The organism is Pseudomonas sp. GW823-FHT05G12 (genome assembly GCF_058795575.1).
Window position 1 is genome coordinate 5,902,853 of the sequence record NZ_CM179501.1, and the last position, 24,911, is coordinate 5,927,763.

26 protein-coding genes and 1 pseudogene are annotated in these 24,911 nt (G+C 62.7%); 13 read left to right on the forward strand and 14 right to left on the reverse strand.

The window, feature by feature from the left end; translation table 11 throughout:
- Positions 1-74: 74 nt before the first annotated feature.
- The 4 genes from AC3RCM_RS26800 to dadA form a co-directional block, all read right to left on the reverse strand.
- Positions 75-479 (reverse strand): c-type cytochrome, encoded by a 405-nt coding sequence (locus AC3RCM_RS26800; RefSeq protein ID WP_033723760.1) that lies wholly within the window; start codon positions 477-479, stop codon positions 75-77.
- Between the two features lie 154 nt (positions 480-633).
- Positions 634-1,182, reverse strand: coding sequence for a cupin domain-containing protein (locus tag AC3RCM_RS26805; RefSeq protein WP_003253526.1), 549 nt, complete (start codon positions 1,180-1,182; stop codon positions 634-636).
- A 107-nt stretch (positions 1,183-1,289) separates the two neighbouring features.
- Complete coding sequence (alr, locus tag AC3RCM_RS26810; RefSeq protein WP_064493072.1) at positions 1,290-2,363, reverse strand: alanine racemase; 1,074 nt, start codon at positions 2,361-2,363, stop codon at positions 1,290-1,292.
- 144 nt (positions 2,364-2,507) lie between these two features.
- Positions 2,508-3,812, reverse strand: a complete 1,305-nt coding sequence (dadA, locus tag AC3RCM_RS26815; RefSeq protein ID WP_064493073.1) for a D-amino acid dehydrogenase — start codon at positions 3,810-3,812, stop codon at positions 2,508-2,510.
- Between the two features lie 156 nt (positions 3,813-3,968).
- Between dadA and AC3RCM_RS26820 the strand changes: the two genes are divergently transcribed.
- Entirely contained in the window at positions 3,969-4,457 is a 489-nt protein-coding gene (locus tag AC3RCM_RS26820) for an Lrp/AsnC ligand binding domain-containing protein (protein ID WP_003253520.1), read from the forward strand.
- A gap of 2 nt (positions 4,458-4,459) precedes the next feature.
- Here the strand turns inward: AC3RCM_RS26820 and AC3RCM_RS26825 are convergent, their stop codons facing one another.
- On the reverse strand, positions 4,460-4,813 hold the full coding sequence (locus AC3RCM_RS26825; RefSeq protein WP_003253518.1) for a YkgJ family cysteine cluster protein: 354 nt from the start codon (positions 4,811-4,813) through the stop codon (positions 4,460-4,462).
- Positions 4,814-4,956: 143 nt separating this feature from the next.
- Here AC3RCM_RS26825 and AC3RCM_RS26830 point away from each other — a divergent pair, with 143 nt between their 5' ends.
- Positions 4,957-6,249: an NAD(P)/FAD-dependent oxidoreductase gene (locus AC3RCM_RS26830; RefSeq protein ID WP_104886907.1), complete on the forward strand. Its 1,293-nt coding sequence runs from the start codon at positions 4,957-4,959 to the stop codon at positions 6,247-6,249.
- 200 nt (positions 6,250-6,449) lie between these two features.
- On the opposite strand, the gene AC3RCM_RS26835 is transcribed toward AC3RCM_RS26830, so the two are convergent.
- Positions 6,450-6,680: a DUF1127 domain-containing protein gene (locus AC3RCM_RS26835; RefSeq protein ID WP_017148026.1), complete on the reverse strand. Its 231-nt coding sequence runs from the start codon at positions 6,678-6,680 to the stop codon at positions 6,450-6,452.
- A gap of 178 nt (positions 6,681-6,858) precedes the next feature.
- Here AC3RCM_RS26835 and AC3RCM_RS26840 point away from each other — a divergent pair, with 178 nt between their 5' ends.
- Together AC3RCM_RS26840 and AC3RCM_RS26845 are read left to right on the forward strand one after the other, a co-directional pair.
- Complete coding sequence (locus tag AC3RCM_RS26840) at positions 6,859-8,289, forward strand: aminotransferase-like domain-containing protein (protein ID WP_162497232.1); 1,431 nt, start codon at positions 6,859-6,861, stop codon at positions 8,287-8,289.
- 61 nt (positions 8,290-8,350) lie between these two features.
- Entirely contained in the window at positions 8,351-9,904 is a 1,554-nt protein-coding gene (locus AC3RCM_RS26845) for a phospholipase D family protein (protein WP_064493077.1), read from the forward strand.
- Positions 9,905-9,938: 34 nt separating this feature from the next.
- On the opposite strand, the gene AC3RCM_RS26850 is transcribed toward AC3RCM_RS26845, so the two are convergent.
- Together AC3RCM_RS26850 and AC3RCM_RS26855 are read right to left on the reverse strand one after the other, a co-directional pair.
- Positions 9,939-11,078, reverse strand: a complete 1,140-nt coding sequence (locus AC3RCM_RS26850; protein ID WP_492629282.1) for an MFS transporter — start codon at positions 11,076-11,078, stop codon at positions 9,939-9,941.
- A 110-nt stretch (positions 11,079-11,188) separates the two neighbouring features.
- A complete protein-coding gene (locus tag AC3RCM_RS26855; RefSeq protein ID WP_010955785.1) occupies positions 11,189-12,682 on the reverse strand; it encodes an aldehyde dehydrogenase in 1,494 nt (497 codons plus the stop codon).
- 196 nt (positions 12,683-12,878) lie between these two features.
- On the opposite strand from AC3RCM_RS26855, the gene AC3RCM_RS26860 reads away from it, so the two are divergent.
- Together AC3RCM_RS26860 and AC3RCM_RS26865 are read left to right on the forward strand one after the other, a co-directional pair.
- Complete coding sequence (locus AC3RCM_RS26860) at positions 12,879-13,238, forward strand: cupin domain-containing protein (RefSeq protein WP_492629283.1); 360 nt, start codon at positions 12,879-12,881, stop codon at positions 13,236-13,238.
- Between the two features lie 83 nt (positions 13,239-13,321).
- Entirely contained in the window at positions 13,322-13,525 is a 204-nt protein-coding gene (locus AC3RCM_RS26865) for a hypothetical protein (protein ID WP_064493079.1), read from the forward strand.
- Between the two features lie 67 nt (positions 13,526-13,592).
- Here AC3RCM_RS26865 and rpmG read toward each other — a convergent pair whose 3' ends face one another.
- Together rpmG and rpmB are read right to left on the reverse strand one after the other, a co-directional pair.
- Positions 13,593-13,748: a 50S ribosomal protein L33 gene (rpmG, locus tag AC3RCM_RS26870; RefSeq protein WP_003253507.1), complete on the reverse strand. Its 156-nt coding sequence runs from the start codon at positions 13,746-13,748 to the stop codon at positions 13,593-13,595.
- Positions 13,749-13,759: 11 nt separating this feature from the next.
- On the reverse strand, positions 13,760-13,996 hold the full coding sequence (gene rpmB / locus AC3RCM_RS26875) for a 50S ribosomal protein L28 (protein ID WP_003253504.1): 237 nt from the start codon (positions 13,994-13,996) through the stop codon (positions 13,760-13,762).
- 361 nt (positions 13,997-14,357) lie between these two features.
- Here rpmB and AC3RCM_RS26880 point away from each other — a divergent pair, with 361 nt between their 5' ends.
- A complete protein-coding gene (locus AC3RCM_RS26880; protein ID WP_064493080.1) occupies positions 14,358-15,947 on the forward strand; it encodes an ABC transporter substrate-binding protein in 1,590 nt (529 codons plus the stop codon).
- A gap of 134 nt (positions 15,948-16,081) precedes the next feature.
- Here AC3RCM_RS26880 and radC read toward each other — a convergent pair whose 3' ends face one another.
- Positions 16,082-16,762: a RadC family protein gene (radC, locus tag AC3RCM_RS26885; protein ID WP_020190327.1), complete on the reverse strand. Its 681-nt coding sequence runs from the start codon at positions 16,760-16,762 to the stop codon at positions 16,082-16,084.
- A 125-nt stretch (positions 16,763-16,887) separates the two neighbouring features.
- On the opposite strand from radC, the gene coaBC reads away from it, so the two are divergent.
- The 4 genes and pseudogenes from coaBC (at position 16,888) to argB (ending at position 21,008) form a co-directional block, all read left to right on the forward strand.
- Positions 16,888-18,099 carry a bifunctional phosphopantothenoylcysteine decarboxylase/phosphopantothenate--cysteine ligase CoaBC gene (gene coaBC, locus AC3RCM_RS26890; protein WP_003253409.1) on the forward strand — a complete coding sequence of 404 codons (1,212 nt, stop codon included), beginning with the start codon at positions 16,888-16,890 and terminating at the stop codon, positions 18,097-18,099.
- Between the two features lie 5 nt (positions 18,100-18,104).
- Entirely contained in the window at positions 18,105-18,560 is a 456-nt protein-coding gene (gene dut / locus AC3RCM_RS26895) for a dUTP diphosphatase (RefSeq protein WP_064493082.1), read from the forward strand.
- 144 nt (positions 18,561-18,704) lie between these two features.
- Positions 18,705-20,072: pseudogene (locus AC3RCM_RS26900) on the forward strand (phosphomannomutase/phosphoglucomutase); the annotation flags it as partial.
- Between the two features lie 30 nt (positions 20,073-20,102).
- A complete protein-coding gene (gene argB / locus AC3RCM_RS26905) occupies positions 20,103-21,008 on the forward strand; it encodes an acetylglutamate kinase (protein WP_004575216.1) in 906 nt (301 codons plus the stop codon).
- A gap of 159 nt (positions 21,009-21,167) precedes the next feature.
- Here the strand turns inward: argB and pyrE are convergent, their stop codons facing one another.
- Positions 21,168-21,809, reverse strand: coding sequence for an orotate phosphoribosyltransferase (pyrE, locus tag AC3RCM_RS26910; RefSeq protein WP_003253405.1), 642 nt, complete (start codon positions 21,807-21,809; stop codon positions 21,168-21,170).
- 80 nt (positions 21,810-21,889) lie between these two features.
- On the opposite strand from pyrE, the gene crc reads away from it, so the two are divergent.
- On the forward strand, positions 21,890-22,669 hold the full coding sequence (gene crc / locus AC3RCM_RS26915) for a catabolite repression control protein Crc (RefSeq protein WP_003253401.1): 780 nt from the start codon (positions 21,890-21,892) through the stop codon (positions 22,667-22,669).
- Positions 22,670-22,702: 33 nt separating this feature from the next.
- Here crc and AC3RCM_RS26920 read toward each other — a convergent pair whose 3' ends face one another.
- Both AC3RCM_RS26920 and rph read right to left on the reverse strand, forming a co-directional pair.
- Positions 22,703-23,071, reverse strand: a complete 369-nt coding sequence (locus tag AC3RCM_RS26920; protein ID WP_003253399.1) for a DUF4870 domain-containing protein — start codon at positions 23,069-23,071, stop codon at positions 22,703-22,705.
- 23 nt (positions 23,072-23,094) lie between these two features.
- A complete protein-coding gene (gene rph / locus AC3RCM_RS26925; RefSeq protein WP_003253397.1) occupies positions 23,095-23,817 on the reverse strand; it encodes a ribonuclease PH in 723 nt (240 codons plus the stop codon).
- A 227-nt stretch (positions 23,818-24,044) separates the two neighbouring features.
- Here rph and AC3RCM_RS26930 point away from each other — a divergent pair, with 227 nt between their 5' ends.
- The gene (locus AC3RCM_RS26930) at positions 24,045-24,908 is read left to right on the forward strand and encodes a YicC/YloC family endoribonuclease (RefSeq protein ID WP_064493084.1); all 864 of its coding nucleotides are present in this window, start codon (positions 24,045-24,047) and stop codon (positions 24,906-24,908) included.
- Positions 24,909-24,911 lie beyond the last annotated feature (3 nt).

The window sequence follows — 24,911 nt, forward strand, 5'->3', positions numbered from 1 at the left end:
CGAAGAGGCCGGCCCAGGCAACAAAAAAACAAAGCCCGCCATCAACGGCGGGCCTCATGCAATTCAGCTGTAAATCACAGCCCGGACATTTTCTTGATCGCCCCTTTCAGGTCTTCATCCGAGCAGTCTGCACAGGTGCCCTTTGGCGGCATGGCGTTGATGCCAGTAATGGCCTTGGCCAGAATGCCGTCCAGACCGCCCTGGTGGTCGGCGCGTTCTTTCCACGCGGCGGTGTCACCAATTTTAGGCGCGCCGAGCAAGCCGCTGCCATGGCAGGCATTGCAGTGCTTGGCGATGATTTCATCCGGTGTCTTGGCTCCCCCGCCACCTGCTGCAGCGGCCACTTCCATGCCTTTGCACTCCTGGCCCTGGACGCACACCTGGCCAACCGGCTCCAGGCGTTTGGCAATGTCGTCATTGGTCGCAGCGGTTGCGCTCATTGCCCAGAGGGCGAATACGGCTGCTGGTACGGCCAGCATCTTCTTGATTTGATTCACGCGAACACCCTCATGGTGGCTAATCACGCTCGCGGCCACGGATCGGCGAGCGTTGAAAAGTATAGCGGGAACCCAGAGGCCGTGAAACGACCCCACACAGGAAAGGGGTATTGCCGAATCAATGCACTGCGCTGGATCAAAAGTTTGAAGGCGTCGCCGCACTGATCAGCCGCGCCGGCTGGTCGAATGGGTTGCGGAAGCGGTGCGGGCGGGTGCTTTCGAAGTAGTAGCTGTCGCCTTCTTCGAGAACGAAAATCTCGTTGCCGACCACCAGCTCCAGGCGGCCTTCAAGCAGGATACCGGTCTCCTCGCCGTCGTGGGTGAGCATCTCGGCACCGGTGTCCGCACCTGGCGGGTACACCTCGGTCAGAAAAGCGATGGCACGGTTGGGGTGCGACTTGCCCACCAGCTTCATGGTCACCGCACCGTCCGAGATATCGATCAGCTCATGGGCCTTGTAGACGATCTGAGTGGGGCTTTGGGGCTCCAGCTCGACCGAAAAGAATTCGACCATGGACATGGGAATGCCGCTCAGCACTTTGCGCAGCGAGCTGATAGAGGGGCTTACGCTGTTCTTCTCGATCATCGAGATGGTGCTGTTGGTCACGCCAGCACGCTTGGCGAGTTCGCGCTGCGACAGGCCCTTGAGCTTGCGGATGGCTTGCAGTCGTTCGCCGACGTCCAAAGCTGGAGCCTCCTGAAACGGTGAAAGGGGGGTGGATGTGAACGATATCATGGCAATGCCGTTCAGTATTTACAACACACCGCCCCCAACCTGTCCGCTTCAGCGTCTCATTCGCCGATGTAGTCCCGTGGTACCCGCTTCAGGTTACAGAAGATCTGATAGGGAATAGTGCCCGCATGTGCGGCCACTTCACTGGCCAGCACCTGCTTGCCCCAGAATTCGACCGGGCTGCCGACAGTGGCTTGCGGTACGTCGGTGAGGTCGATGCTGAGCATGTCCATCGACACCCGCCCGATCAGCTGGGTGCGCTTGCCAGCGACCAGCACCGGGGTGCCGTTAGGCGCCTGGCGCGGGTAGCCATCGGCATAGCCCATGGCGACCACACCCACGCGGGTCGGCCGAGGGCTGACGAACTTGGCACCATAGCCAACCGGCTCGCCGGCAGGCAGCTCGCGCACGCTGATCACCCGCGATTGCAGGGTCATCACCGGTTGCAGGCGTGCGGCCTCGGCCTGCGCCACTTCGAACGGCGTGGCGCCGTACAGCATCAGGCCTGGGCGCACCCAGTCGCTGGGCGCTTGCGGCCAGCCCAGCACGCCGGGCGAGTTACGCAGGCTGCATTCGGCGGCCAGGCCCTGTCGGGCAGCTTCGAACACGGCGATTTGCTGGGAGGTAGCGTCAGCGTCCAGTTCGTCGGCGCGAGCGAAGTGGCTCATCAACACGATGCGCGAAACCTTGCCGCTGGCCAGCAGTCGCTGGTAGGCATCTTGGTAGTCCTTGGGGTGCAGGCCAACGCGGTGCATGCCACTGTCCAGCTTCAGCCAGACGTTGAGCGGTTTGTGCAGCGGGGTTTTCTCGATGGCTTCCAGTTGCCACAGCGAGTGCACCACGCACCACAGGTCGTGCTCGGCGATCAGCGCCAGTTCGCTGGCTTCGAAAAAACCTTCCAGCAGCAGTACCGGGGCTTTGATACCGGCGGCGCGCAGTTCCAGCGCCTCTTCGATGCAGGCCACGGCAAAGCCGTCGGCTTCGGCCTCCAGGGCCAGGGCGCAGCGCACGGCGCCGTGGCCGTAGGCATCGGCCTTGATCACGGCGAGGGCTTTGGCACCCGTCAGTTCACGGGCCAGACGGTAGTTGTGGCGCAGGGCCTGGAGGTCGATCAGGGCGCGGGCGGGACGCATGGCGGCTGCCTTATGGTGGTTCGGGTTGAAATCGGTGGTGGATTCTTCGCGGGCTTGCCCGCTCCCACAGGTCGTGCACAGCTTTCAAAAGCGGTGGTGTTCCTGTGGGAGCGGGCAAGCCCGCGAATGGGCCGGCACAGGCTATTACTGCTGGTGAACCGGCGCGCTTTGCCCGTGCTTGGTCACTTCCCGGCTGTTGCCATAACGGGAGATATCCAGGCCTTCGGCACTGATCTGCGGCTTCTTGCGCGCAATCAGGTCGGCCAGCAGGCGACCGGAACCGCACGCCATGGTCCAGCCCAAGGTACCGTGACCGGTGTTCAGGAACAGGTTGCGGAACGCCGTGGCACCCACGATCGGTGTGCCGTCCGGGGTCGCCGGGCGCAAGCCGGTCCAGAAGCTGGCCTGGCTCAGGTCACCGCCGCGAGGATAAAGGTCGTTGACGATCATCTCCAGCGTTTCGCGCCGACGCGGGTTCAGCGACAGGTCAAAACCAGCGATTTCAGCCATGCCCCCTACGCGGATGCGATTGTCGAAACGGGTGATGGCAACCTTGTAGGTCTCGTCGAGAATGGTCGAAGTCGGGGCCATGTCGCTGTTGGTGATCGGCACGGTCAGCGAATAGCCTTTCAGCGGATACACCGGAGCCTTGATGCCCAGCGGCTTGAGCATCTGTGGCGAGTAGCTGCCCAGCGCCAGCACGTAGCGGTCTGCCGTTTCCAGCTTGCCGTCGATCCACACGCCATTGATGCGGTCACCCGCGAAGTCCAGGCGCTGGATATCCTGGCCGAAGCGGAACTCCACGCCCAGCTTCAACGCCATGTCGGCAAGCTTGGTGGTAAACAGCTGGCAGTCGCCAGTCTGGTCGTTCGGCAGGCGCAGGGCGCCGGCCAGGATATCTTTCACGCCGGCCAGGGCGGGTTCGACGCGGGCAATGCCGTCGCGGTCGAGCAGCTCGTAGGGCACACCGGACTGTTCGAGTACGGCAATGTCCTTGGCCGCAGCATCGACCTGGGCCTGGGTGCGGAACAGCTGGGTGGTGCCCAGGCTGCGGTTTTCGTAGTTGATGCCGGTTTCGGCGCGCAGTTCGTCGAGGCAGTCACGGCTGTACTCGGACAGGCGCACCATACGCTCCTTGTTCACCGCGTAGCGGCTGGCAGTGCAGTTGCGCAGCATCTGTGCCATCCACAGGTACTGGTCGACATCGCCCGTGAGCTTGATGGCCAGGGGAGCGTGACGTTCCAGCAGCCACTTGATGGCTTTGAGCGGTACACCAGGGGCAGCCCAGGGCGAGGCATAGCCGGGCGAGATCTGGCCGGCGTTGGCAAAGCTGGTTTCCATGGCCACCGCCGGCTGGCGGTCGACCACCGTGACTTCGAAACCTTGCCGGGCCAGGTAATAGGCACTGGCGGTTCCGATTACACCGCTACCAAGTACCAGAACTCGCATCGTTTTATCCCTCACACGCGGCGCGCCGCACACTTTTATTGAAATGGCATGAATGGGCGCAGTATAGGAATTTGAGACCAGTGCAATTCACTATATAAAAGCCTATTATTGGCGAGAATTCTCGGCAAAATCGCCTTTCACGGAGGGGCATCCCCTATGAGAACCCAGCACCAGACCAAGCGTGAACTGGACAAGATCGACCGCAACATCCTGCGTATCCTGCAGAATGACGGGCGTATCTCCTTCACCGAACTGGGCGAGAAAGTTGGGCTGTCCACCACCCCTTGTACCGAGCGGGTTCGCCGCCTGGAGCGCGAGGGCATCATCATGGGCTACAACGCCCGCCTGAACCCGCAGCACCTCAAGGGCAGCCTGCTGGTGTTCGTGGAAATCAGCCTGGACTACAAGTCGGGCGACACCTTCGAGGAGTTCCGCCGCGCGGTCTTGAAGCTGCCCCACGTGCTGGAATGCCACCTGGTGTCGGGTGATTTCGACTACCTGGTTAAAGCGCGTATTTCGGAAATGGCCTCATACCGCAAGCTGCTCGGCGACATCCTGCTGAAACTGCCGCACGTGCGCGAATCGAAGAGCTACATCGTGATGGAAGAGGTGAAGGAGAGCCTCTGCCTGCCGATCCCGGACTGAGGCTAGACCAGCACCTGGCGGGTGGTGGCAATGAACTGGTGGACCAACTGTTCAGCGGCGGGGTCGATCATCGGTTCAGGGCCACGACCACGCGGGCAGGCCATGCGCGGGGTGGTGCCGAACAGCCGGCAGATCATCGGCCGCTCTTCATACACCGTGCAGCCGTTGGGGCCCAGGTGCACGCAGTCCAGACGCTCCAGAGCAGCGTCCTGCTCGGCCTGGGACTTGCGCGGCAGGCGGGCCATTTCCTCCGCCGAGGTGGTGACCGGGCCGCAGCAGTCGTGGCAGCCGGGCTCGCACTCGAAAGAGGGGATGAGTTCGCGCAGGAAGTGGATCTTGTGGCGGTTGCAGGACATGACGGGATACAAGCTGACAAAGTGATTGGATTATAGGCTTATTCGCGGGTTCACCCGCGAACGAGTATGAAGCCCTCGCTGGTTGCCCGGCCGCGATGGCACAGCTTATCCTCGTCCCCCCTCCATTTTTCAGGGCCGCCCCAATGATCCACAGCGCGCAGCACGCCGCCTCCTATTACGCCGCCAGCAGCGCGCCACACCCCGACCACGCCTACCTGCAAGGCGAACACAACGCCGACGTGTGCATCATCGGCGGCGGCTACTCGGGCCTGAACACCGCCATCGAGCTGGCAGAGCGTGGTTTCTCGGTCATCCTGCTGGAAGCGCGCAAACTTGGCTGGGGCGCCAGTGGGCGCAATGGCGGGCAATTGATCCGAGGGGTCGGCCATGGTCTGGAGCAGTTCCTCCCGGTCATCGGCGAAGAAGGCGTGCGCACCATGAAGCTGATGGGCCTGGAGGCCGTACAGATCGTGCGCGAGCGGGTAGAAAAGCATGCTATCGCCTGCGACCTGGCCTGGGGCTACTGCGACCTGGCCAACAAACCCGCCGAGCTGCTGGGCTTTGCCGAAGACGCTGAGGAGCTGCGCAGTCTGGGCTATGCACATGAGCTGCGGCTGGTCGGCAAGGACGATATCCACAGCGTGGTGGGTGCCGACTGCTATGTGGGGGGGCTGGTCGACATGGGCTCCGGGCATCTGCATCCGCTCAATCTGGCACTGGGTGAAGCCGCCGCAGCCGCCCGCCTGGGCGTGAAGTTGTTCGAGCAATCCGAAGTCACCCGCATCGACTACGGCACTGAAGTGCAGGTGCATACTGCCCAAGGCCGGGTACGCGCCAAAACCCTGGTACTGTGCTGCAACGCCTACCACAACGACCTCAATCGCGAGCTGGGCGGCAAGGTGCTGCCGGCCGGCAGCTACATCATCGCCACCGAGCCGCTGGGCGAAGAACGCGCACGCGCATTGCTGCCACAGAATATGGCGGTGTGTGACCAGCGCGTGGCGCTGGACTACTACCGCCTGTCCGCCGACCACCGCCTGCTGTTTGGCGGTGCCTGCCACTATTCAGGCCGCGACCCGAAGGACATCGCAGCCTATATGCGGCCGAAGATGCTCAAGGTGTTCCCGCAGCTTGCCGACGTGCGCATCGACTACCAGTGGGGCGGCATGATCGGCATTGGTGCCAATCGCCTGCCGCAGGTTGGCCGCCTGGCCAGCCAGCCAAACGTGTATTACGCCCAGGCCTACTCGGGCCATGGGCTCAACGCCACCCACCTGGCCGCGCGCCTGCTGGGTGAAGCCATCAGTGGCCAGGAAAGCGGGCGCTTCGACCTTTTCAACAAGGTGCCGCACATCACCTTCCCTGGCGGCAAGCACCTGCGCTCGCCACTGCTGGCGCTGGGGATGCTGTGGCATCGCCTGAAAGAGCTGGCCTGAAAGTCCCCATCCTTGTGGCAGCAACTGTCTTGCTTAAAATCTAAAAGCTGACGCGCCCCCTGTGGGAGCGGGCGTGCCCGCGAACACGGGCGAAGCCCGTGCCATCCTCCGCGACTTCTGCTTCGCGGGCATGCCCGCTCCCACAGGGTCGGTGCAAGTTTTAAGTCTGGGGCACAACAGGCCCTCCTGCGACCATCGTGTCATTCCTTCCAGAAGGGTTTCCGCCCTTCGATCCGGGCCTGCTCCCAGCTCAGCCCGACATCGCGCAACTCGTCATCGGTCAGCTGCAGCAACGCCCTGCGGGTATGCCAGCGATGCAGCATCAGCCCCCAACGCCCCAAACCCTCTGGCGCGTTGAACACCTTGGCCTGCTGCCCGGCTTCCAGTTCCTTGGCCAACAGTTGCAAGCGCACATCGCTCATGCCACCCATCACCGCATCCTCCCGTTCAGTTGCTACCGTGGAGAAAGCATGCGCGTCGGCACCCTCGACAATACAGATCCAATACAGCCTTATTATTCCCATACAGAATTGGCCGTTGGCCGACTGAATGCTGTATTTTCAGCCCAACTGTACCGGTCGCTATGCCAATGCAGCGCAGGAGTATGCCTTGACCCTCTACCTGAATCTCGCCGAAATACTCGGCGCCCGCATCGAGCAGGGCCTCTATCGCCCTGGCCAGCGCCTGCCGTCTGTACGCGCACTGAGTGAGGAGCACGGGGTCAGCCTGAGCACCGTGCAGCAGGCCTATCGCATGCTCGAAGACAGCGGCATGGTCTCGCCGCGGCCCAAGTCCGGCTACTTCGTCAGCGACCAACGGCAGTTGCCGGCACTGCCCGCAGTCAGCCGCCCGGCCCAGCGCCCGGTGGACATCTCGCAGTGGGAACAGGTGCTGGAGCTGGTGCGCAGTACGCCGCGCCATGATGTGGTGCAACTCGGCCGCGGCATGCCCGACATCGACAGCCCTACCCTGAAGCCGCTGCTGCGCAGCCTTGCCCAGTTGAGCCGGCGCCAGGACATGCCTGGCCTGTACTACGACAACATCCACGGTAACCTGGCCCTGCGCGAACAGGTGGCCCGGCTGATGCTCGACTCCGGCTGCCGCCTGGGGCCGGCCGACCTGGTGATCACCACCGGCTGCCATGAGGCGCTGTCATGCAGCATCCGCGCAGTCTGCGAGCCAGGCGACATCGTCGCGGTCGACTCGCCCAGCTTCCACGGCGCCATGCAAACCCTCAAGGGCTTGGGCATGAAAGCGCTGGAAATCCCCACCGACCCGGTCACCGGCATCAGCCTGGAGGCGCTGGAGCTGGCCCTGGAGCAGTGGCCGATCAAGCTCATCCAGATCACCCCCAGCTGCAACAACCCGCTGGGCTACATCATGCCTGAGGCACGCAAGAAGGCCCTGCTGAGCCTCGCCCAACGCTATGACGTGGCGATTCTGGAAGACGATGTGTACGGCGACCTGGCCTATACCTACCCACGCCCACGCACCCTGAAGTCGTTCGACGACGATGGCCGCGTGCTGCTCTGCAGTTCGTTCTCCAAAACCCTCGCGCCCGGCCTGCGGATCGGCTGGGTGGCGCCTGGGCGCTACCTGGAGCGCGTGCTGCACATGAAATACATCAGCACCGGCAGCACCGCCAGCCAGCCTCAGCTGGCCATCGCTGACTTCATCGCCGCCGGGCACTACCAGCCCCATGTACGGCGCATGCGCAGCCAGTACCAGCGTGGCCGCGACCTGATGGGCGACTGGGTGACCCGCTACTTCCCGGCGGGCACCCGGGTCAGCCGGCCCCAGGGCGGCTTCATGCTGTGGGTGGAATTACCCGAACATCTCGATACGCTTCGGCTGAACCGCGCTTTACTGGAGCAGGGCGTGCAGGTTGCCGTGGGCAGCATCTTTTCGGCCTCGGGCAAGTTTCGCCACTGCCTGCGCATGAATTTCGCCGCCAGGCCAACGCCGCAAATCGAAGCCTCCGTGCGCAAGGTTGGTGAAACCGCCCTTCGTCTACTGGATGACGAAAGCGCCGACGCGTAACTTTGCGCCGCCCGTCACGGTCAAACCCCTAAAGCCCTTGCTGTAACAGGACGGTCCACCCTTGAGACTCCAGCGAGCCTTGCCTCTGCTGCTGGTGTTGTTGCTCGGCCTTGCCGGTTGCACAAGCATCAGCGCGCCCCGGGAAACCAGCCAGGCGTTGCCTGCCCACGAATCGGCCTTTGGCCGCTCGGTGCTGCGCCAGGCCGCGCCCTATGGCGGCCGCTCGGGCTTTCGCCTGCTGCCCAACAGCAACGAGGCATTTCGCGCCCGCGCCGAACTGATACGCAACGCCCAGGCGAGCATCGACCTGCAGTACTACATCGTCCACGACGGCCTCAGTACCCGCGCCCTTGTGCATGAACTGCTGCGCGCCGCCGACCGTGGCGTGCGCGTGCGCATCCTGCTCGACGACACCACCAGCGACGGCCTGGACACCGTCATGGGCACCCTCGATGCCCACCCGAACATCCACATTCGCGTGTTCAACCCACTGCATCTGGGGCGCAGTACCGGCGTTACGCGCGCCGTGGGCCGGCTGTTCAACTTGTCGCGCCAGCACCGACGCATGCACAACAAGCTGTTCCTGGTGGACAACAGCATGGCCATCGTCGGCGGTCGCAACCTGGGCGACGAGTATTTCGATGCCGAGCCCAACCTCAACTTCACCGACATCGACCTGCTGGGCGTGGGCCCGGTGGCCGAGCAGCTGGGGCACAGCTTCGACCAGTACTGGAACAGCGCCCTCAGCCGGCCGATCACCGATTTCCTCTGGCATGACCCGGATGCCAACGACCTGCGGGCCAGCCGCCAGCGCCTGGAAGTGTCGCTGGCCAAAGCCAGGACCCAGCGCAAGGCCCTGTACGACCGCTTGATGGCCTATCAGTCGCAGCCGCGTCTGGATGTGTGGCGCAACGAGTTGATCTGGGCTCACGCACAGGCGCTCTGGGATGCGCCCAGCAAGGTGTTGGCCGAAGACGAACCGGACCCGCAATTACTGCTGAGCCAGCAACTGGCTCCGGACCTGGCTAACGTGCGCCGCGAGTTGGTCCTGGCATCGGCCTACTTTGTACCGGGCGAACCGGGGCTGCTGTACCTGACCGGCCGCGCCGACGCTGGCGTTTCGGTGAAGTTGCTGACCAACTCGCTTGAAGCCACCGACGTGCCGGCAGTGCATGGCGGCTATGCCCCCTATCGTCGAGCCTTGCTTGAGCACGGGGTGCAGCTTTACGAGCTTCGCCGCCAGCCAGGCGACCCCAGCGCGGGGCGATTGAGTTTTCGTGGCAGCTCGGATTCGAGCCTTCACACCAAGGCGATCGTGTTCGACCGGCGCAAGACCTTTATCGGCTCGTTCAACTTCGACCCGCGCTCGGTATTGTGGAACACCGAGGTCGGGGTACTGGTGGACAGCCCGGAGCTGGCCGAATACACCCGCGAGCTGGCCCAGCAGGGTATGGCGCCTGCGCTGAGCTATCAGGTGAAACTGATAGGCAACAAGCTGGTGTGGGCGACCGAGGACAATGGCCAACGGCACGTGCTGACGTCTGAGCCGGGTGGGGTCTGGCGGCGGTTCAATGCCTGGATCAGCAAGGCGGTTGGCTTGGAGAAGATGCTATAGCGGCGATTCCGGGGCCTTGCGGCCCCCAAAATCATCAGGCAGAAACCGGCTCAAAGGCTCCGCGCCGCCGGGTCAATACCACCAACCCCGCAGCCCCGGCCGCCATCAGGAACAGCAACGCATGCCCGCTGATCCACTGGCTCCCCGCTCCCGCCAACAACGGACCGAGCAAACAGCCAATGCCCCACAGCTGGGCCACGTGGGCATTGGCCCGTACCAACTCATCATCGCGGTAGCGCTCACCGATCAGCACCAGCGACAAGGTGAACAAGCCGCCGGCACTGGCGCCGAACAACACCCACAACGGCCAGATAACCGGGGTGTGCAACAGCAGCGGGATCGCCAGGCTGGACACCAGCAGGGTCACCGCACAGCCAGTGAACAGGGTACGTCGCGACATATGGTCGGCCAGCGCGCCGATGGGCAATTGCAGCACCGCATCACCCACCACCACGGTACTCACCATGAACAAGGCGATTTCGGTGCTGAAACCCTGCTGCAGGCAATACACCGGCAGCAAGGTGAGGATCATCGCCTCGAACGAGGCGAACAGGGCAATGGCCCAGGCAATTACCGGCAAGCGTCGGCAGAAGCCGAACAGGTCGCCAAAGGTGACACTGCAGGCTTCCGTGCTCGGCGCTCCACCACGCCCCAGCAGAACCAGCGGGGCGGCCAGCAGCAGGCCGGTCGCCGCCCAGAAGCCGAAGTCGTCATCAGAGCCGAGGAAACCCAGCACCAACGGCCCGGCCAACTGGCTCAGGGCGTAGCTGCTGCCATACAGCGCCACCAACCGGCCACGCCACTGTTCGACCACCAGTTGGTTGATCCAGCTTTCGCCGAGGATGAACACCACGGTCAGAGACATGCCGATCATCAGCCGCAGCAGCAGCCATAACGGGTAATTAGGCAGCAGCGCGAGTAGGCCAATCGACAGCGCCCCGCCCCACAGGCACAGGCGCATCGCCGAAGGTACGCCAACCCAACCTGCCAGGCGGCTGGCCAGGCTGGCGCCGGCCAGTACGCCCAACGCCGGCATTGCCGCCATCACGCCGATGGCGAAGCTGCCGTAGCCCCAGGCCTCCAGGCGCAGGGACACCAGCGGCATGCTCACGCCAAGCGCCAGCCCGACACTGAGCACCGATGCCAGTACGGCGAAGTAGGTACCCCAACGCATTACAGCCTCCCAGCCAATATTTCCAGGGGCCCATTTGCGGGCAAGCCCGCTCCTGCAACGGTCGCGAAGACCTGCAGGAGCGGGCTTGCCCGCGAAAAGGACCTACCGGGTTACAGCTTGATCCAGGTCGCCTTCAGCTCGGTGTACTTCTCCAGTGCGTGCAGCGACTTGTCACGGCCGTTGCCCGACTGTTTGAAGCCACCGAACGGCGCGGTCATGTCGCCACCATCGTACTGGTTGACCCAGACGCTGCCTGCACGCACGGCACGGGCGGTCTTGTGGGCTTTGGAAATGTCCGAAGTCCAGATACCAGCGGCCAGGCCATACGGGGTGTCGTTGGCAATGGCCACGGCTTCTTCGGCGGTGTCGAATGCAATCACCGACAGCACCGGGCCGAAGATTTCTTCCTGGGCAATGCGCATGGCGTTAGTCACGCCGTCGAAGATGGTCGGCTCGACGTAGGTGCCGCCGGTCTCTTCCAGGGTGCGCTTGCCGCCGGCCAGCAGCTTGGCGCCGTCCTTGTGGCCAGCCTCGATGTACGACAGCACGGTGTTCATCTGCTGGGTATCGACCAAGGCACCGACAGTGGTCTGCGGGTCCAGCGGGTTGCCTGGCTTCCAGCCCTTCAGGGCCTCTACCACCATCGGCAGGAACTTGTCCTTGATCGAACGCTCGACCAGCAGGCGGGAACCTGCAGTGCACACTTCGCCCTGGTTGAAGGCGATGGCGCTGGCGGCGGCCTCGGCGGCAGCTTGCAGGTCCGGGGCGTCGGCAAAGACGATGTTCGGGCTCTTGCCACCGGCTTCCAGCCAGATGCGTTTCATGTTCGATTCGCCCGCGTAAACCATCAGCTGCTTGGCGATCTTGGTCGAACCGGTGAACACCAGGGTGTCCACGTCCATGTGCAGGGCCAGTGCCTTGCCCACGGTGTGGCCATAGCCTGGCAGCACGTTCAGCACGCCAGCCGGGATACCGGCTTCGATCGCCAGTTGGGCGATGCGGATGGCAGTCAGCGGCGATTTTTCGGACGGTTTGAGCACGACCGAGTTACCGGTGGCCAGTGCAGGGCCGAGTTTCCAGCAGGCCATCAGCAGCGGGAAGTTCCACGGCACGATGGCACCAACCACACCCACGGGTTCGCGGGTAACCAGGCCAAGCTGGTCATGCGGGGTCGGGGCAACTTCGTCGTAGACCTTGTCGATGGCTTCGGCAGTCCAGTGAATGGCTTGGGCCGCACCTGGGATGTCGATGCTGGAGGAGTCGCCGATCGGCTTGCCCATGTCCAGCGTTTCCAACAGCGCCAGCTCTTCAACGTTCTTGCGCAGCAGGTCGGCGAAGCGGATCAGCTTGGCCTTGCGCTTGGCGGGGGCCAGCTGCGACCACACGCCGGAGTTGAAGGTGGCACGGGCGTTTTCAACAGCGCGGTTGGCATCGGCCAGGTCGCAGCTGGCAACCTTGGCCAGGAAGCGTCCGTCGACCGGGCTCAGGCACTCGAAGGTTTCACCGGATACGGCATCGGTGTATTCGCCGTTGATGAAGGCACGGCCTTCGATCTTCAGTTGCTGGGCACGTTGTTCCCAGTCCGCACGGGTCAGGGTGGTCATACGAAACTCCTCCTCTTGTTTAGGTGCAACGCCGCACTGAGGACTCACAGGCGTTGTCAGAATTCTGGCCGGGCGCCACGCGCACACTGGCAAGCGATACCCTAAACCAGCCGGTGTAAACTATCAATATATTTGACACGAGAGGCTCAAAAGCCTACTGATGTTAATTTTATTAAACAACAACAGGAGCCGAACCATGAGTATTGATAGCATCATCGACTTCGCGCAGGCCATCACCGAGGCCGAACGCTACCGCCCGGCTGCAGAGAAAATCCTCAAGGGCGAGCCGGACCAGGCGGTCTACAACCACTATTCCAGCCCGTGCGGGCAGTTTGCCGCTGGCGTATGGGAAGGTGAGGTGGGCCAGTGGACAGTGAACTACACCGAGCACGAATACTGCGAGATCGTTCAGGGCGTTTCGGTGCTGCGCGCCCAGGACGGTGGGGCGAAAACCCTGCGTGCCGGCGATCGGTTCGTCATCCCCGCCGGCTTCAAAGGCACTTGGGAGGTGCTGGAGCCGTGCCGCAAGATCTATGTGATGTTCGAGCAGAAGTAACTATGTAGCGCAGGGAGTTTGCAGGCATGCGTGAGGATGACCCTGCCCGTTTCGGGCCATTCAGCCTCACAAGGAAAATCAGCATGACCAACGAAGAAGTTCTGCAAACCCTCGCCCACCTGGTCGGCACCCGCTACGTGCCGGAGCTGAAAGAAACCATCCGCGCCCTCACAGGGCGCGCTCGCGTTGTAGGCCCCAACGAGATATCCACCCGCGACTACGACGCCGCGCGCATCCAGATCAAGGCCGACGCCGACCTGATGATCCAGAGCTTCAGCTTCAACTGACCCTGACAGTAGCTAAAAAAAAACCCGCTTCCTTTCGGATGCGGGTTTTTTTCAGGTCGCCGATCAATTACTTGATCTTGGCTTCCTTGTACACCACGTGCTTGCGAACAACCGGATCATATTTCTTGATCTCGATTTTGTCCGGGGTGGTGCGCTTGTTCTTGTCGGTGGTGTAGAAGTGGCCGGTACCGGCACTCGAAACCAGACGGATCAATTCACGCATGATGCTCTCCCTTAAACCTTGGCGCCAGCTTTACGGATGTCAACCAGAACGGCGTCGATGCCGCGCTTGTCGATGATACGCATGCCTTTGGCGGAAACGCGCAGACGCACGAAACGCTTCTCGGATTCAACCCAGAAACGGTGGTGCTGCAGGTTCGGCAGGAAACGACGACGGGTTTTGTTGTTTGCGTGGGAAATGTTGTTCCCGGTTACTGGACCCTTACCAGTAACTTGACAGACTCTCGACATGACTCAGCCCTCTAAAACCACATGCCCAACCCGGCATGGGTTGGCCGCTTAATCTCTCAGTCTTTGGCGCCTGGGCGCCGTGATTCTGGAGGCCTTATCGACCGGATCCGCTTATGCGACAGGCCGAGCCCCTAGAAAAGAGCGCTGCTTTATACCAGAAAGACTTGGCTGCAACAACAGTAGATGCACATTACCGCTAGCCAGAACGCGCCGGGCCAGCATAGCGGCAGGCCCCGCCAGTCGTCGACCGCTCGTCGCAAGATTTGCAAAAAAGGGTGTGGTCATTTGCCGGCGGGCGCACTAGGGTAAGCCTTTTCCAGACTGCACTGGCAGATGGGCCACTGACAGCCAAGGAGCCACCATGCGTGTCGCCGCACTTTCCTTATTGTTCACCACCCTGTTCGCCGCTGGCGCTGCCCAGGCCGCTCCGCTGAGCGTTTGCAGCGAGGCCAGCCCCGAAGGCTTCGACGTGGTGCAGTACAATTCGCTCACCACCACCAACGCCACCGCCGACGTGCTGATGAACCGCCTGGTGGAGTTCGATGCGGCACAAGGCAAGGTGGTGCCGAGCCTGGCGACCAGCTGGACGGTATCGGCCGACGGCCTGGTGTATGACTTCACCCTGCGCGATGACGTCAAGTTTCACAGCACCCCCTACTTCAAGCCAAGCCGCAAGCTGAATGCCGACGACGTGCTGTTCAGCTTCCAGCGCATGCTCTACCCGGCCCATGCCTGGCACAAGACTGCGCCGGGCGGCTACCCGCATGCCCAATCGCTACAGCTGGGCAGCCTGATCAAAGCGATCGAGGCACCGTCGCCGAACACCGTGCGCTTCACCCTCAGCCACCCGGACGCCACCTTCCTGGCCACCCTGAGCATGGGCTTCGCCTCGATCTACTCCGCCGAATACGCCGACAAGCTGCTCAAGGCCGGTACGCCGGAGAAGCTCAACAACCAACCGATCGGCACCGGGCCGTTCGTGTTCCAGCGTTTCCAGAAAGACGCCGTGGTGCGCTACCGCGCCAACCCGGACTACTTCGCCGGCAAGCCGGCGGTCGACCCGCTGATCTTCGCCATCACCACCGATGCCAATGTGCGCCTGCAGAAGCTCAAGCGTGGCGAGTGCCAGGTTGCCCTGTCGCCCAAGCCATTGGACATTGCCGAAGCGGGCCAGGACGGTAACCTCAAGGTGGCTACCACCCCGGCATTCATGACTGCCTTCGTCGCCATCAACAGCCAGCACCCGCCGCTGGACAAGCCGGAAGTGCGTCAGGCGATCAACCTGGCCTTCGACAAGCAAGCCTACCTCAAGGCCGTGTTCGAAGACTCTGCGGTGGCTGCCAATGGCCCCTACCCGCCCAATACCTGGAGCTACGCCAAGGACCTGCCCGGCTACCCGCTGGACCTGAAGAAAGCCAAGGCCCTGCTGGCCAAGGCCGGCCTGGCCGAAGGCTTCAGTACCACCATCTGGACCCGGCCCTCGGGTAGCCTGCTCAACCCCAACCCCAGCCTTGGCGCGCAGATGCTGCAAGCCGACCTGGCCAAGATTGGTATCAAGGCTGAAATCCGCGTGATCGAATGGGGCGAGCTTATCCGCCGCGCCAAGGCCGGCGAGCATGACTTGCTGTTCATGGGCTGGGCGGGCGACAACGGCGATCCGGACAACTTCCTCAGCCCGCAGTTTTCCTGTGCGGCGGTCGAGTCAGGGACCAACTTCGCACGCTTCTGCGACAGCCGCCTCGACCAGCTGATCAGCGCCGGGCGCACCACCAACGACCAGAGCGTGCGCAGCCGGCTGTACCAGCAGGCGCAGACACTGATCCAGCAGCAGGCGCTGTGGGTGCCACTGGCGCACCCAACGGCGGCGACCTTGCTGCGCCAAGGCGTCGAGGGGTACCAGGTGAGCCCGTTCGGGCGGCTGGATTTCAGCAAGGTGACGGTGACCAAGTAAGCCTGTACCGGCCTCTTCGCGGGTAAACCCGCTCCTACAGGACAGCGCCAGCCTGGCAGTTGACGCTACCCCTGTAGGAGCGGGTTTACCCGCGAAAGGGCCCGTACTGACCCTATAAGGCTCTCAGTACTCCCTCAGGCCACAATCCACCCATGCTCGACCATCGACAATGGCTCCCCGTCACCGATGATGATGTGGTCCAGCACCCGCACGTCGATCAACGCCAATCCCCGCTTCAACGACAGGGTCAAATGCACATCGTCCTGACTCGGTTCACTGATCCCTGAAGGATGGTTGTGGCACAGGATCAATGCCGCAGCGTTGTGCACCAACGCCCGCCGCACCACCTCTCGCGGATAGACACTCGCCCGATCTATCGTGCCCCTGAACAGGATCTCAAATGCCAGTGGCCGGTGCTTGGTATCGAGAAACAGACACCCGAACACCTCGCTGGCCTCATGCCTGAGCATGGCTTTCAAGTAGCGTCGCACCGCTGCCGGGCTGTCCATGGCAGACTCCCGCTCAATCGACGTTGCAAGGTGCCTGCGGCCGATCTCAAGCAGTGCCTGCAGCTGGCTGTACCTCACCGGGCCCAACCCAAGCTCGCCGACGAAGGCCTCGCGGTCAGCCTCCAGCAACCGGCGCAAGCTGCCGAACTTCACCAACAAGCCTCGCGAAAGCTCCACGACATTACGCCCACGTACGCCTGAGCCGAGAAAAACGGCCAGCAGCTCCGTATCTGTCAGGCTCCCTGCCCCTCGCTGCAACAACTTCTCCCTAGGCCGTTCTTCCGCCGGCCACTCCCTGATGTTCATTCCACCCCTGCCTTTGCTGCGGCCCATTTCGGCCCTGTGTTAATCTATTTCGCCTCGTACATGCGACGTTCCGCCGCAGGCATTTCAAACGTCGTCGCCCGCTCTCACTGGAAAAAGGCAAGCCTATGCAGCGGCTGTATCGCAAGCGCATCGTTCTCGGCGTGGGTGGCGGCATTGCCGCCTACAAAAGCGCCGAGCTGATTCGCCGTCTCCTGGAGCACGGCGCGCAGGTGCGCGTCGTCATGACCCGGGGTGGTGCAGAATTCATCACCCCGCTGACCCTGCAGGCGCTGTCGGGCCACCCCGTACACATGGACCTGCTCGACCCGGCCGCCGAAGCTGCCATGGGCCATATCGAACTGGCCAAGTGGGCGGACCTGGTGCTGATCGCCCCAGCTACCGCCGACCTCATGGCACGCATGGCCCAGGGCATGGCAGACGACCTGCTGACCACGCTGGTGCTGGCCACTGACGCCACCGTCGCCGTGGCGCCGGCGATGAACCAGGCCATGTGGCGTGACCCGGCCACCCAAGCCAACCTCGAGCTGCTCAAGAGCCGTGGCATTCAGGTGTTCGGCCCGGCATCCGGCAGCCAGGCCTGTGGCGACGTCGGCCTGGGGCGCATGCTCGAAGCCACCGACCTGGCCTGGTGCGCCGCGGAAAGCTTCAAGCGCCAGGCACTGACCGGCAAGCACGTGCTGATCACCGCCGGGCCGACCCAGGAAAACATCGACCCGGTGCGCTACATCACCAATCATAGCTCCGGCAAGATGGGCTTCGCCCTGGCCGAAGCGGCCGCCGAAGCAGGGGCTCGGGTGACCCTCGTCACAGGCCCTGTGCACTTGCCAACCCCTGACCGGGTCAGCCGCATCGACGTCGTCAGCGCGCGGGACATGCTCGCAGCCTGTGAAGCGGCCATGCCGTGCGACCTGTTCATCGCCTCGGCAGCGGTTGCGGACTACCGCCCCGAAGTGGTTGCCACACAAAAACTGAAGAAAGATCCTACGACCGGCGACGGCATGCTGCTGCAGATGGTGCGTAATCCCGATATCCTTGCCACCATTGCTGGCCGCGCCGACCGCCCGTTCAGCGTCGGCTTTGCCGCCGAAACCGAGCACCTGCTCGATTACGCCACGCGCAAGCTCAAGGACAAGAACCTCGACCTGATTGTCGCCAATGATGTGGCCAACCCCAGCATCGGCTTCAACAGCGAAGAAAACGCCTTGACCGTGATCGACCGCCAGCAGCACCAGACCCTCTTCGCGCAGACCAGCAAGGGCAAGATCGCCCGGCAACTGGTCGCCTTCATCGCCGAACGGCTCAACCAGGTTCAATAAGTTACATGCACGCTCTTCAAGCCAAGATCCTCGACCCACGCCTGGGCAGCGAATTCCCGCTACCCGCATACGCTACCCCCGGCTCCGCCGGCCTCGACCTGCGCGCCCTGCTCAAGGAAGACACCATCCTCGAACCGGGCCAGACCATCCTGATTCCTACCGGCCTGTCGATCTACATCGGCGACCCGGGCCTGGCGGCAGTCATCCTGCCGCGCTCGGGCCTGGGCCATAAACACGGCATCGTGCTGGGCAACCTGGTCGGCCTGATCGATTCGGACTACCAGGGCGAGCTGATGGTGTCGTGCTGGAACCGCGGCAACACACCGTTCACCATCGCGGTTGGCGAGCGCATCGCCCAGCTGGTGCTGGTGCCGGTGGTGCAGGCTCACTTCGAAATCGTCGAAGCGTTCGACGAAAGCCAGCGTGGCGCTGGCGGCTTCGGTCACTCCGGCAGCCACTGAGCCGGCAAATGACCGTTCAGGCCAAGGATGGCGAACTCTCTTGCGAAACCACCGTCCAAGCGTTCAGTTTGCGCCTGCCCAGAAAGCCTTTGACTAATGGAGCTTCCAGAGATGAACGACATGGCCCACCTGGTCCCCGCCGCATTGCCCGACAGCATTTTCCGCGCATATGACATCCGCGGCGTGGTCGGCAAGACCCTTCACGCCGAAACCGCCTACTGGATCGGCCGCGCCATCGGCGCGCAAAGCCTGGCCCAGGGCGAACCGCAGGTTTCGGTAGGGCGCGATGGCCGCCTGTCGGGCCCGATGCTGGTGGAACAGCTGATCAAAGGCCTGGTCGATGCGGGCTGCCACGTCAGCGACGTCGGCCTGGTGCCTACCCCGGCGCTGTACTACGCAGCCAACGTGCTGGCCGGCAAGTCCGGTGTGATGCTGACCGGCAGCCACAACCCGTCGGACTACAACGGTTTCAAGATCGTCATCGCCGGTGACACCCTGGCCAACGAACAGATCCAGGCCCTGCTGGCCCGCCTGAAAACCAACGACCTGACCCTGGCCCAAGGCCGCGTGGAAAAGGTCGAGATCCTCGACCGCTACTTCAAGCAGATTGTCGGCGACGTGAAGCTGGCAAAAAAGCTCAAGGTGGTGGTGGACTGCGGCAACGGCGCCGCTGGCGTGGTTGCACCGCAACTGATCGAAGCCCTGGGCTGCGAAGTGATCCCGCTGTTCTGCGAGGTCGACGGCAACTTCCCCAACCACCACCCGGACCCGGGCAAGCCGGAAAACCTCGAGGACCTGATCGCCAAGGTCAAGGAAACCGGTGCCGATATCGGTCTGGCCTTCGACGGTGACGGCGACCGCGTCGGCGTGGTGACCAACACCGGCAGCATCGTCTACCCCGACCGCCTGCTGATGCTGTTTGCCCAGGACGTGCTGTCGCGCAACCCGGGCGCCGAGATCATCTTCGACGTCAAATGCACCCGCCGCCTGACCCCGTTGATCGAACAGCACGGTGGCCGCGCCTTGATGTGGAAAACCGGCCATTCGCTGATCAAGAAGAAGATGAAGCAGACCGGTTCGCTGCTGGCAGGCGAGATGAGCGGTCACATCTTCATCAAGGAACGCTGGTACGGTTTTGACGACGGCATCTATAGCGCCGCGCGCCTGCTGGAGATCCTCAGCAAGACCGAGCAGAGCGCCGAAAACCTGTTTGCCGCCTTCCCGAACGACATTTCCACGCCGGAAATCAATATTGATGTGACCGACGAGGGTAAATTCAGCATCATTGATGCACTGCAACGCGACGCCGACTGGGGCGAAGCCAACCTGACCACCATCGACGGTGTGCGGGTCGACTACGCCAACGGCTGGGGCCTGGTTCGCGCCTCCAACACCACCCCGGTGCTGGTGCTGCGTTTCGAGGCCGACAGCGACGCCGAATTGCAACGTATCAAGGATGTTTTCCGCACCCAGTTGCTGCGGGTAGAGCCTGAGCTGCAACTGCCGTTCTGACCGACTATCTGTTCCTTACAGGAGCCCTGCATGACCCTCGATCGCGATGCCGCTTCCCATGTAGCCGAGGTTTTGTCCGAAGCACTGCCTTACATTCGCCGCTTTGTCGGCAAGACCCTGGTGATCAAGTACGGCGGCAACGCGATGGAGAGCGAGGAGCTCAAGACGGGCTTCGCCCGTGACATCGTGCTGATGAAGGCTGTGGGCATCAACCCGGTGGTAGTCCACGGCGGTGGCCCGCAGATCGGTGACCTGCTCAAGCGCCTGTCGATCGAAAGCCACTTCATCGACGGCATGCGCGTCACCGATTCGGCGACCATGGACGTTGTGGAGATGGTGCTGGGCGGCCAGGTCAACAAGGACATCGTCAACCTGATCAACCGCCACGGCGGCAGCGCCATCGGCCTGACCGGCAAGGACGCGGAGCTGATTCGCGCCCGCAAGCTGACTGTCAGCCGCCAGACGCCTGAGATGACCACTCCGGAAATCATCGACATCGGCCACGTGGGCGAAGTGGTGAGCGTGAACACCGACCTGTTGAACATGCTGGTGAAGGGCGACTTCATCCCTGTCATCGCGCCAATCGGCGTGGGTGCCAACGGCGAGTCGTACAACATCAACGCCGACCTGGTGGCGGGCAAGGTGGCCGAAGCGCTGAAGGCCGAGAAGCTGATGCTGCTGACCAACATCGCCGGCCTGATGGACAAACAGGGTCAGGTGCTGACTGGCCTGACCACCGAGCAGGTCAACGAACTGATCGCTGACGGCACCATTTATGGCGGCATGCTGCCGAAGATCAAGTGCGCGCTGGATGCGGTGCAGGGCGGCGTGAACAGCTCGCACATCATCGATGGCCGCGTGCCGAATGCAGTGCTGCTGGAGATCTTCACCGACAGCGGCGTGGGCACCCTGATTACCAACCGCAAGCCGCGCTGATTGATCGGTTAGCCTGCACTGGCCTCTTCGCGGGTAAACCCGCTCCTACAAAGGAAATCCCCATGTAGGAGCGGGTTTACCCGCGAAAGGGCCAGATCAGGCGGCACAAAAAAAGGCGACCCTCTGAAGAAGGTCGCCTTTTTCATTCCTGGGCCAGGATCAGATCCCGTACTGCGCCCGGTAGGCCTCGACAGCCGGCAGATGCTGTTTCAGCTGTGGATCGTCAGCCAGGAACTCCAGCACCTGGGTCAGCGAAACAATGCTGACCACCGGGATACCGAAGTCGCGTTCCACTTCCTGGATCGCCGACAGTTCGCCATTGCCGCGCTCTTCACGGTTCAGCGCGATCAGTACACCAGCGGCCTTGGCCTGCTGGGCGTTGATGATCTGCATGACCTCACGAATGGCGGTACCGGCAGTAATCACGTCGTCGATGATCAGCACGTCACCGGCCAGCGGCGCGCCGACCAGGCTGCCACCTTCGCCATGGTCCTTGGCTTCCTTGCGGTTGAAGCACCATGGCACGTCCAGCTGATGCTGGTCGGCAAGGGCCACGGCGGTAGTCGCCGCCAAAGGGATACCCTTGTAGGCCGGGCCGAACAGCACATCGAACGGGATCTTGCTGTCGACGATGGCGGCGGCGTAGCAACGCCCCAGCTCAGCCAGTGCGGAGCCGGTGTTGAACAAGCCGGCATTGAAGAAATACGGGCTGGTACGCCCCGATTTCAGGGTGAATTCACCGAAACGCAGTACCCCGCGATCGATGGCAAAACGGATAAAGTCGCGCTGATACGGCTGCATGAATAGTCCCGGACACCACGGATTTAGCTAAATGGGTTGAGCTCGGGTATCATACACGCACGAGATTTTTGGGGCCATTTATGCGGATCATCAGTGTGAACGTAAATGGCATTCAGGCTGCGGCCGAGCGTGGTTTGCTCAGCTGGCTGCAAGCCCAGAATGCCGACGTCATCTGCCTTCAGGATACCCGCGCCTCGGCCTTTGAACTCGACGACCCAGCTTTCCAGCTCGATGGCTATTTCCTTTATGCCTGCGACGCGGAGGTGCCTGCCCAAGGTGGTGTGGCCCTTTACTCGCGCATGCAGCCCAAGGCAGTCATCACCGGCCTGGGCTTCGAGACAGCCGACCGCTACGGGCGTTACCTGCAAGCAGATTTCGACAAAGTCAGTATTGCCAGCCTGCTGCTGCCTTCGGGCATGAACGGCGACGAAGACTTGAACCAGAAGTTCAAGTTGATGGACGACTTCGCCAAGTACCTGGACAAGCAGCGTCGCAAGCGTCGCGAATACATCTATTGCGGCTCGTTCTACGTGGCGCAGCAGAAGCTCGACATCAAGAATTGGCGTGACAGCCAGCAGTCGCCGGGCTTCCTGGCGCCAGAACGCGCCTGGATGGATGCGATCACTGGCGAGATGGGGTATGTCGATGCCTTGCGCGAAGTCAGCCGTGAAGGCGACCAGTACAGCTGGTGGCCGGACAACGAGCAGGCCGAGATGCTCAACCTGGGGTATCGGTTCGACTACCAGATCCTGACCCCGGGCCTGCGCCGCTTCGTGCGCAACGCTCGCCTGCCGCGTCAGCCACGCTTCTCCCAGCATGCGCCGCTGATCGTCGACTATGACTGGACGCTGACCATCTAAAAGGCCATTGGGGCTGCGTTGCAGCCCCAATGGTTATTTGATCGGCCGCCAGATCATCGGGTAGCGATAAGGCTTGCCCTCATTCGCCCGCACCGCCGCAATGATGATCAATATCATCACTGCCACCGTGAGCATGGCAAACAGCACCAGCCCGATAAACACGAACATCAGCAGGAAGCAGATGAACCCGGCAATGGTCACGCTGATCTGAAAGTTCAGCGCCTCTTTGCCCTGGGCGTCGATAAAAGGGTCTTGCTCGCGCTTGAGGTGCCATAGCACCAGCGGGCCCAGCAGGTGCCCAAGCGGCACTACCAGGCCCAACAGCGCGGAGAGGTGGCAGAACATCGCCCATTGCCGGATTTCGGCATTGGGCGGGGTGATCGACAGGTTCGAATCGCTCATGCCCCGCACCTCCTTGGCTGGTTTCAGTCAGCCAGTGCTGCCTGCTGCAGTTCGAAAATCTCGTTCATGCCCTTCTGCGCCAAAGCGAGCATGGCGTTGAAATCTTCCGGCTGGAACGGTGCGCCTTCGGCAGTACCCTGCACTTCGATGAAACCACCAGCGCTGGTCATGACCACATTCAGGTCGGTTTCGGCTGCGGAGTCTTCCAGGTAGTCCAGGTCGAGCACCGCTTCGCCCTGGTACATGCCTACCGACACGGCAGCGATCATGTGCTTGAGCGGGTTGCCGCCCTTGAGGCCGCCGCGCTTCTTGATCACTGCCAAAGCGTCGCACAAGGCAACCATGGCGCCGGTGATGGACGCGGTACGGGTACCGCCATCGGCCTGGATCACGTCGCAATCGACGTACAGGGTGATGTCACCGAGCTTGCTCATGTCCAGCGCGGCGCGCAGCGAACGGCCGATCAGGCGCTGGATTTCCAGGGTGCGGCCACCCTGCTTGCCACGGCTGGCTTCGCGCTGGTTACGTTCGCCGGTGGAGCGCGGCAGCATGCCATACTCGGCGGTCAGCCAGCCTTGGCCCTGGCCTTTGAGGAAGCGCGGTACACCGTTTTCAACGCTGACCGTGCAGATGACTTTGGTGTCACCGAACTCGACCAGTACCGACCCTTCGGCGTGCTTGGTGTAGTTGCGGGTGATGCGGATCGAGCGGAGCTGATCGGCAACGCGACCACTTGGACGTTTCATCTGGGATACCTGTACTGGGACTTTGAATCTGCCGAGCATTATAGAGCCCGCAGCCCGGGGAAGACATGCCTATTGTCGCGCCCGGCACAGCCCGTCGCCTTTTCCTACCGCAGTAGCCACCCGTCAGTAACATAGGCGGATTGGGCGCCACGGCGACACTGCGCTACAATCCTGCGCCTTGCAGCCGAGAGGCTCCCACCGTTCATTCATTACGCGAGGTACTCCCCATGGTGCACAGCATGACCGCTTTTGCTCGTGTCGAGCGCGCCGGCAGCCAAGGCACCCTGGTCTGGGAGCTGCGTTCGGTCAACCACCGTTACCTGGAGCCGCACCTACGCCTGCCCGAGGCCCTGCGCGACCTCGAAGGCGGTGTACGTGAAGGCCTGCGCCAGGGCCTGTCACGCGGCAAGGTGGAATGCACCTTGCGCCTCAACGAAGACAGCAATGGCAAACCGCTGAAAGTGGACCATGAGCGCGCCGCGCATCTGGTTGCCGCCGCCGAGGAAGTGGCTGGCCTGATCAAGCAGCCGGCCCCCCTGAACCCGCTGGAAGTGCTGTCATGGCCAGGCGTGCTGGTGGCCGACACCAGCGACCCCCAGGCACTGAACGCCGAAGCCATGGCGCTGTTCGACGAAGCGCTGGCCGAACTCAAGGCCGGGCGCCAGCGCGAAGGCCAGGAACTGGCCCGGCTGATCAACGAACGCCTGGACAACATGGCCAGCGAAGTCACTACCCTGCGCGCCCTGGTGCCGCAGATGCTGGCGGCGCAGCGGCAGAAGATTCTCGACCGCTTCGGCGACATGCAAGCCGAGCTGGACCCACAGCGCCTGGAGCAGGAGATGGTACTGCTGGCCCAGAAAAGCGACGTGGCAGAGGAACTCGACCGCCTCAGCACCCACGTCACCGAAGTGCGCCGCGTGCTCAAGGGTGGCGGCGCCGCAGGCCGGCGCCTGGACTTCCTGATGCAGGAACTCAACCGCGAGGCCAACACCCTCGGCTCCAAGGCCTTCGACCCACGCAGCACGCAAGCGGCGGTCAACCTGAAGGTATTGATCGAACAGATGCGTGAACAAGTACAGAACATCGAGTAAGGC

What these genes read in the sequence shown, in the direction of transcription:
- AC3RCM_RS26825 (WP_003253518.1), bottom strand. Translation starts at nt 4,813, where the DNA reads ATGTCCTGCAACCGCCACAAGATCCACTTCCTGCGCGAACTCATCCCC.
- AC3RCM_RS26800 (WP_033723760.1), bottom strand. Translation starts at nt 479, where the DNA reads ATGCTGGCCGTACCAGCAGCCGTATTCGCCCTCTGGGCAATGAGCGCA.
- alr (WP_064493072.1), bottom strand. Translation starts at nt 2,363, where the DNA reads ATGCGTCCCGCCCGCGCCCTGATCGACCTCCAGGCCCTGCGCCACAAC.
- AC3RCM_RS26850 (WP_492629282.1), bottom strand. Translation starts at nt 11,078, where the DNA reads ATGCGTTGGGGTACCTACTTCGCCGTACTGGCATCGGTGCTCAGTGTC.
- AC3RCM_RS26855 (WP_010955785.1), bottom strand. Translation starts at nt 12,682, where the DNA reads ATGACCACCCTGACCCGTGCGGACTGGGAACAACGTGCCCAGCAACTG.
- AC3RCM_RS26880 (WP_064493080.1), top strand. Translation starts at nt 14,358, where the DNA reads ATGCGTGTCGCCGCACTTTCCTTATTGTTCACCACCCTGTTCGCCGCT.
- rpmG (WP_003253507.1), bottom strand. Translation starts at nt 13,748, where the DNA reads ATGCGTGAATTGATCCGTCTGGTTTCGAGTGCCGGTACCGGCCACTTC.
- argB (WP_004575216.1), top strand. Translation starts at nt 20,103, where the DNA reads ATGACCCTCGATCGCGATGCCGCTTCCCATGTAGCCGAGGTTTTGTCC.
- AC3RCM_RS26820 (WP_003253520.1), top strand. Translation starts at nt 3,969, where the DNA reads ATGAGAACCCAGCACCAGACCAAGCGTGAACTGGACAAGATCGACCGC.
- dut (WP_064493082.1), top strand. Translation starts at nt 18,105, where the DNA reads ATGCACGCTCTTCAAGCCAAGATCCTCGACCCACGCCTGGGCAGCGAA.
- AC3RCM_RS26865 (WP_064493079.1), top strand. Translation starts at nt 13,322, where the DNA reads ATGACCAACGAAGAAGTTCTGCAAACCCTCGCCCACCTGGTCGGCACC.
- dadA (WP_064493073.1), bottom strand. Translation starts at nt 3,812, where the DNA reads ATGCGAGTTCTGGTACTTGGTAGCGGTGTAATCGGAACCGCCAGTGCC.
- AC3RCM_RS26830 (WP_104886907.1), top strand. Translation starts at nt 4,957, where the DNA reads ATGATCCACAGCGCGCAGCACGCCGCCTCCTATTACGCCGCCAGCAGC.
- radC (WP_020190327.1), bottom strand. Translation starts at nt 16,762, where the DNA reads ATGAACATCAGGGAGTGGCCGGCGGAAGAACGGCCTAGGGAGAAGTTG.
- pyrE (WP_003253405.1), bottom strand. Translation starts at nt 21,809, where the DNA reads ATGCAGCCGTATCAGCGCGACTTTATCCGTTTTGCCATCGATCGCGGG.
- AC3RCM_RS26835 (WP_017148026.1), bottom strand. Translation starts at nt 6,680, where the DNA reads ATGGGTGGCATGAGCGATGTGCGCTTGCAACTGTTGGCCAAGGAACTG.
- rpmB (WP_003253504.1), bottom strand. Translation starts at nt 13,996, where the DNA reads ATGTCGAGAGTCTGTCAAGTTACTGGTAAGGGTCCAGTAACCGGGAAC.
- rph (WP_003253397.1), bottom strand. Translation starts at nt 23,817, where the DNA reads ATGAAACGTCCAAGTGGTCGCGTTGCCGATCAGCTCCGCTCGATCCGC.
- crc (WP_003253401.1), top strand. Translation starts at nt 21,890, where the DNA reads ATGCGGATCATCAGTGTGAACGTAAATGGCATTCAGGCTGCGGCCGAG.
- coaBC (WP_003253409.1), top strand. Translation starts at nt 16,888, where the DNA reads ATGCAGCGGCTGTATCGCAAGCGCATCGTTCTCGGCGTGGGTGGCGGC.
- AC3RCM_RS26860 (WP_492629283.1), top strand. Translation starts at nt 12,879, where the DNA reads ATGAGTATTGATAGCATCATCGACTTCGCGCAGGCCATCACCGAGGCC.
- AC3RCM_RS26920 (WP_003253399.1), bottom strand. Translation starts at nt 23,071, where the DNA reads ATGAGCGATTCGAACCTGTCGATCACCCCGCCCAATGCCGAAATCCGG.
- AC3RCM_RS26930 (WP_064493084.1), top strand. Translation starts at nt 24,045, where the DNA reads ATGGTGCACAGCATGACCGCTTTTGCTCGTGTCGAGCGCGCCGGCAGC.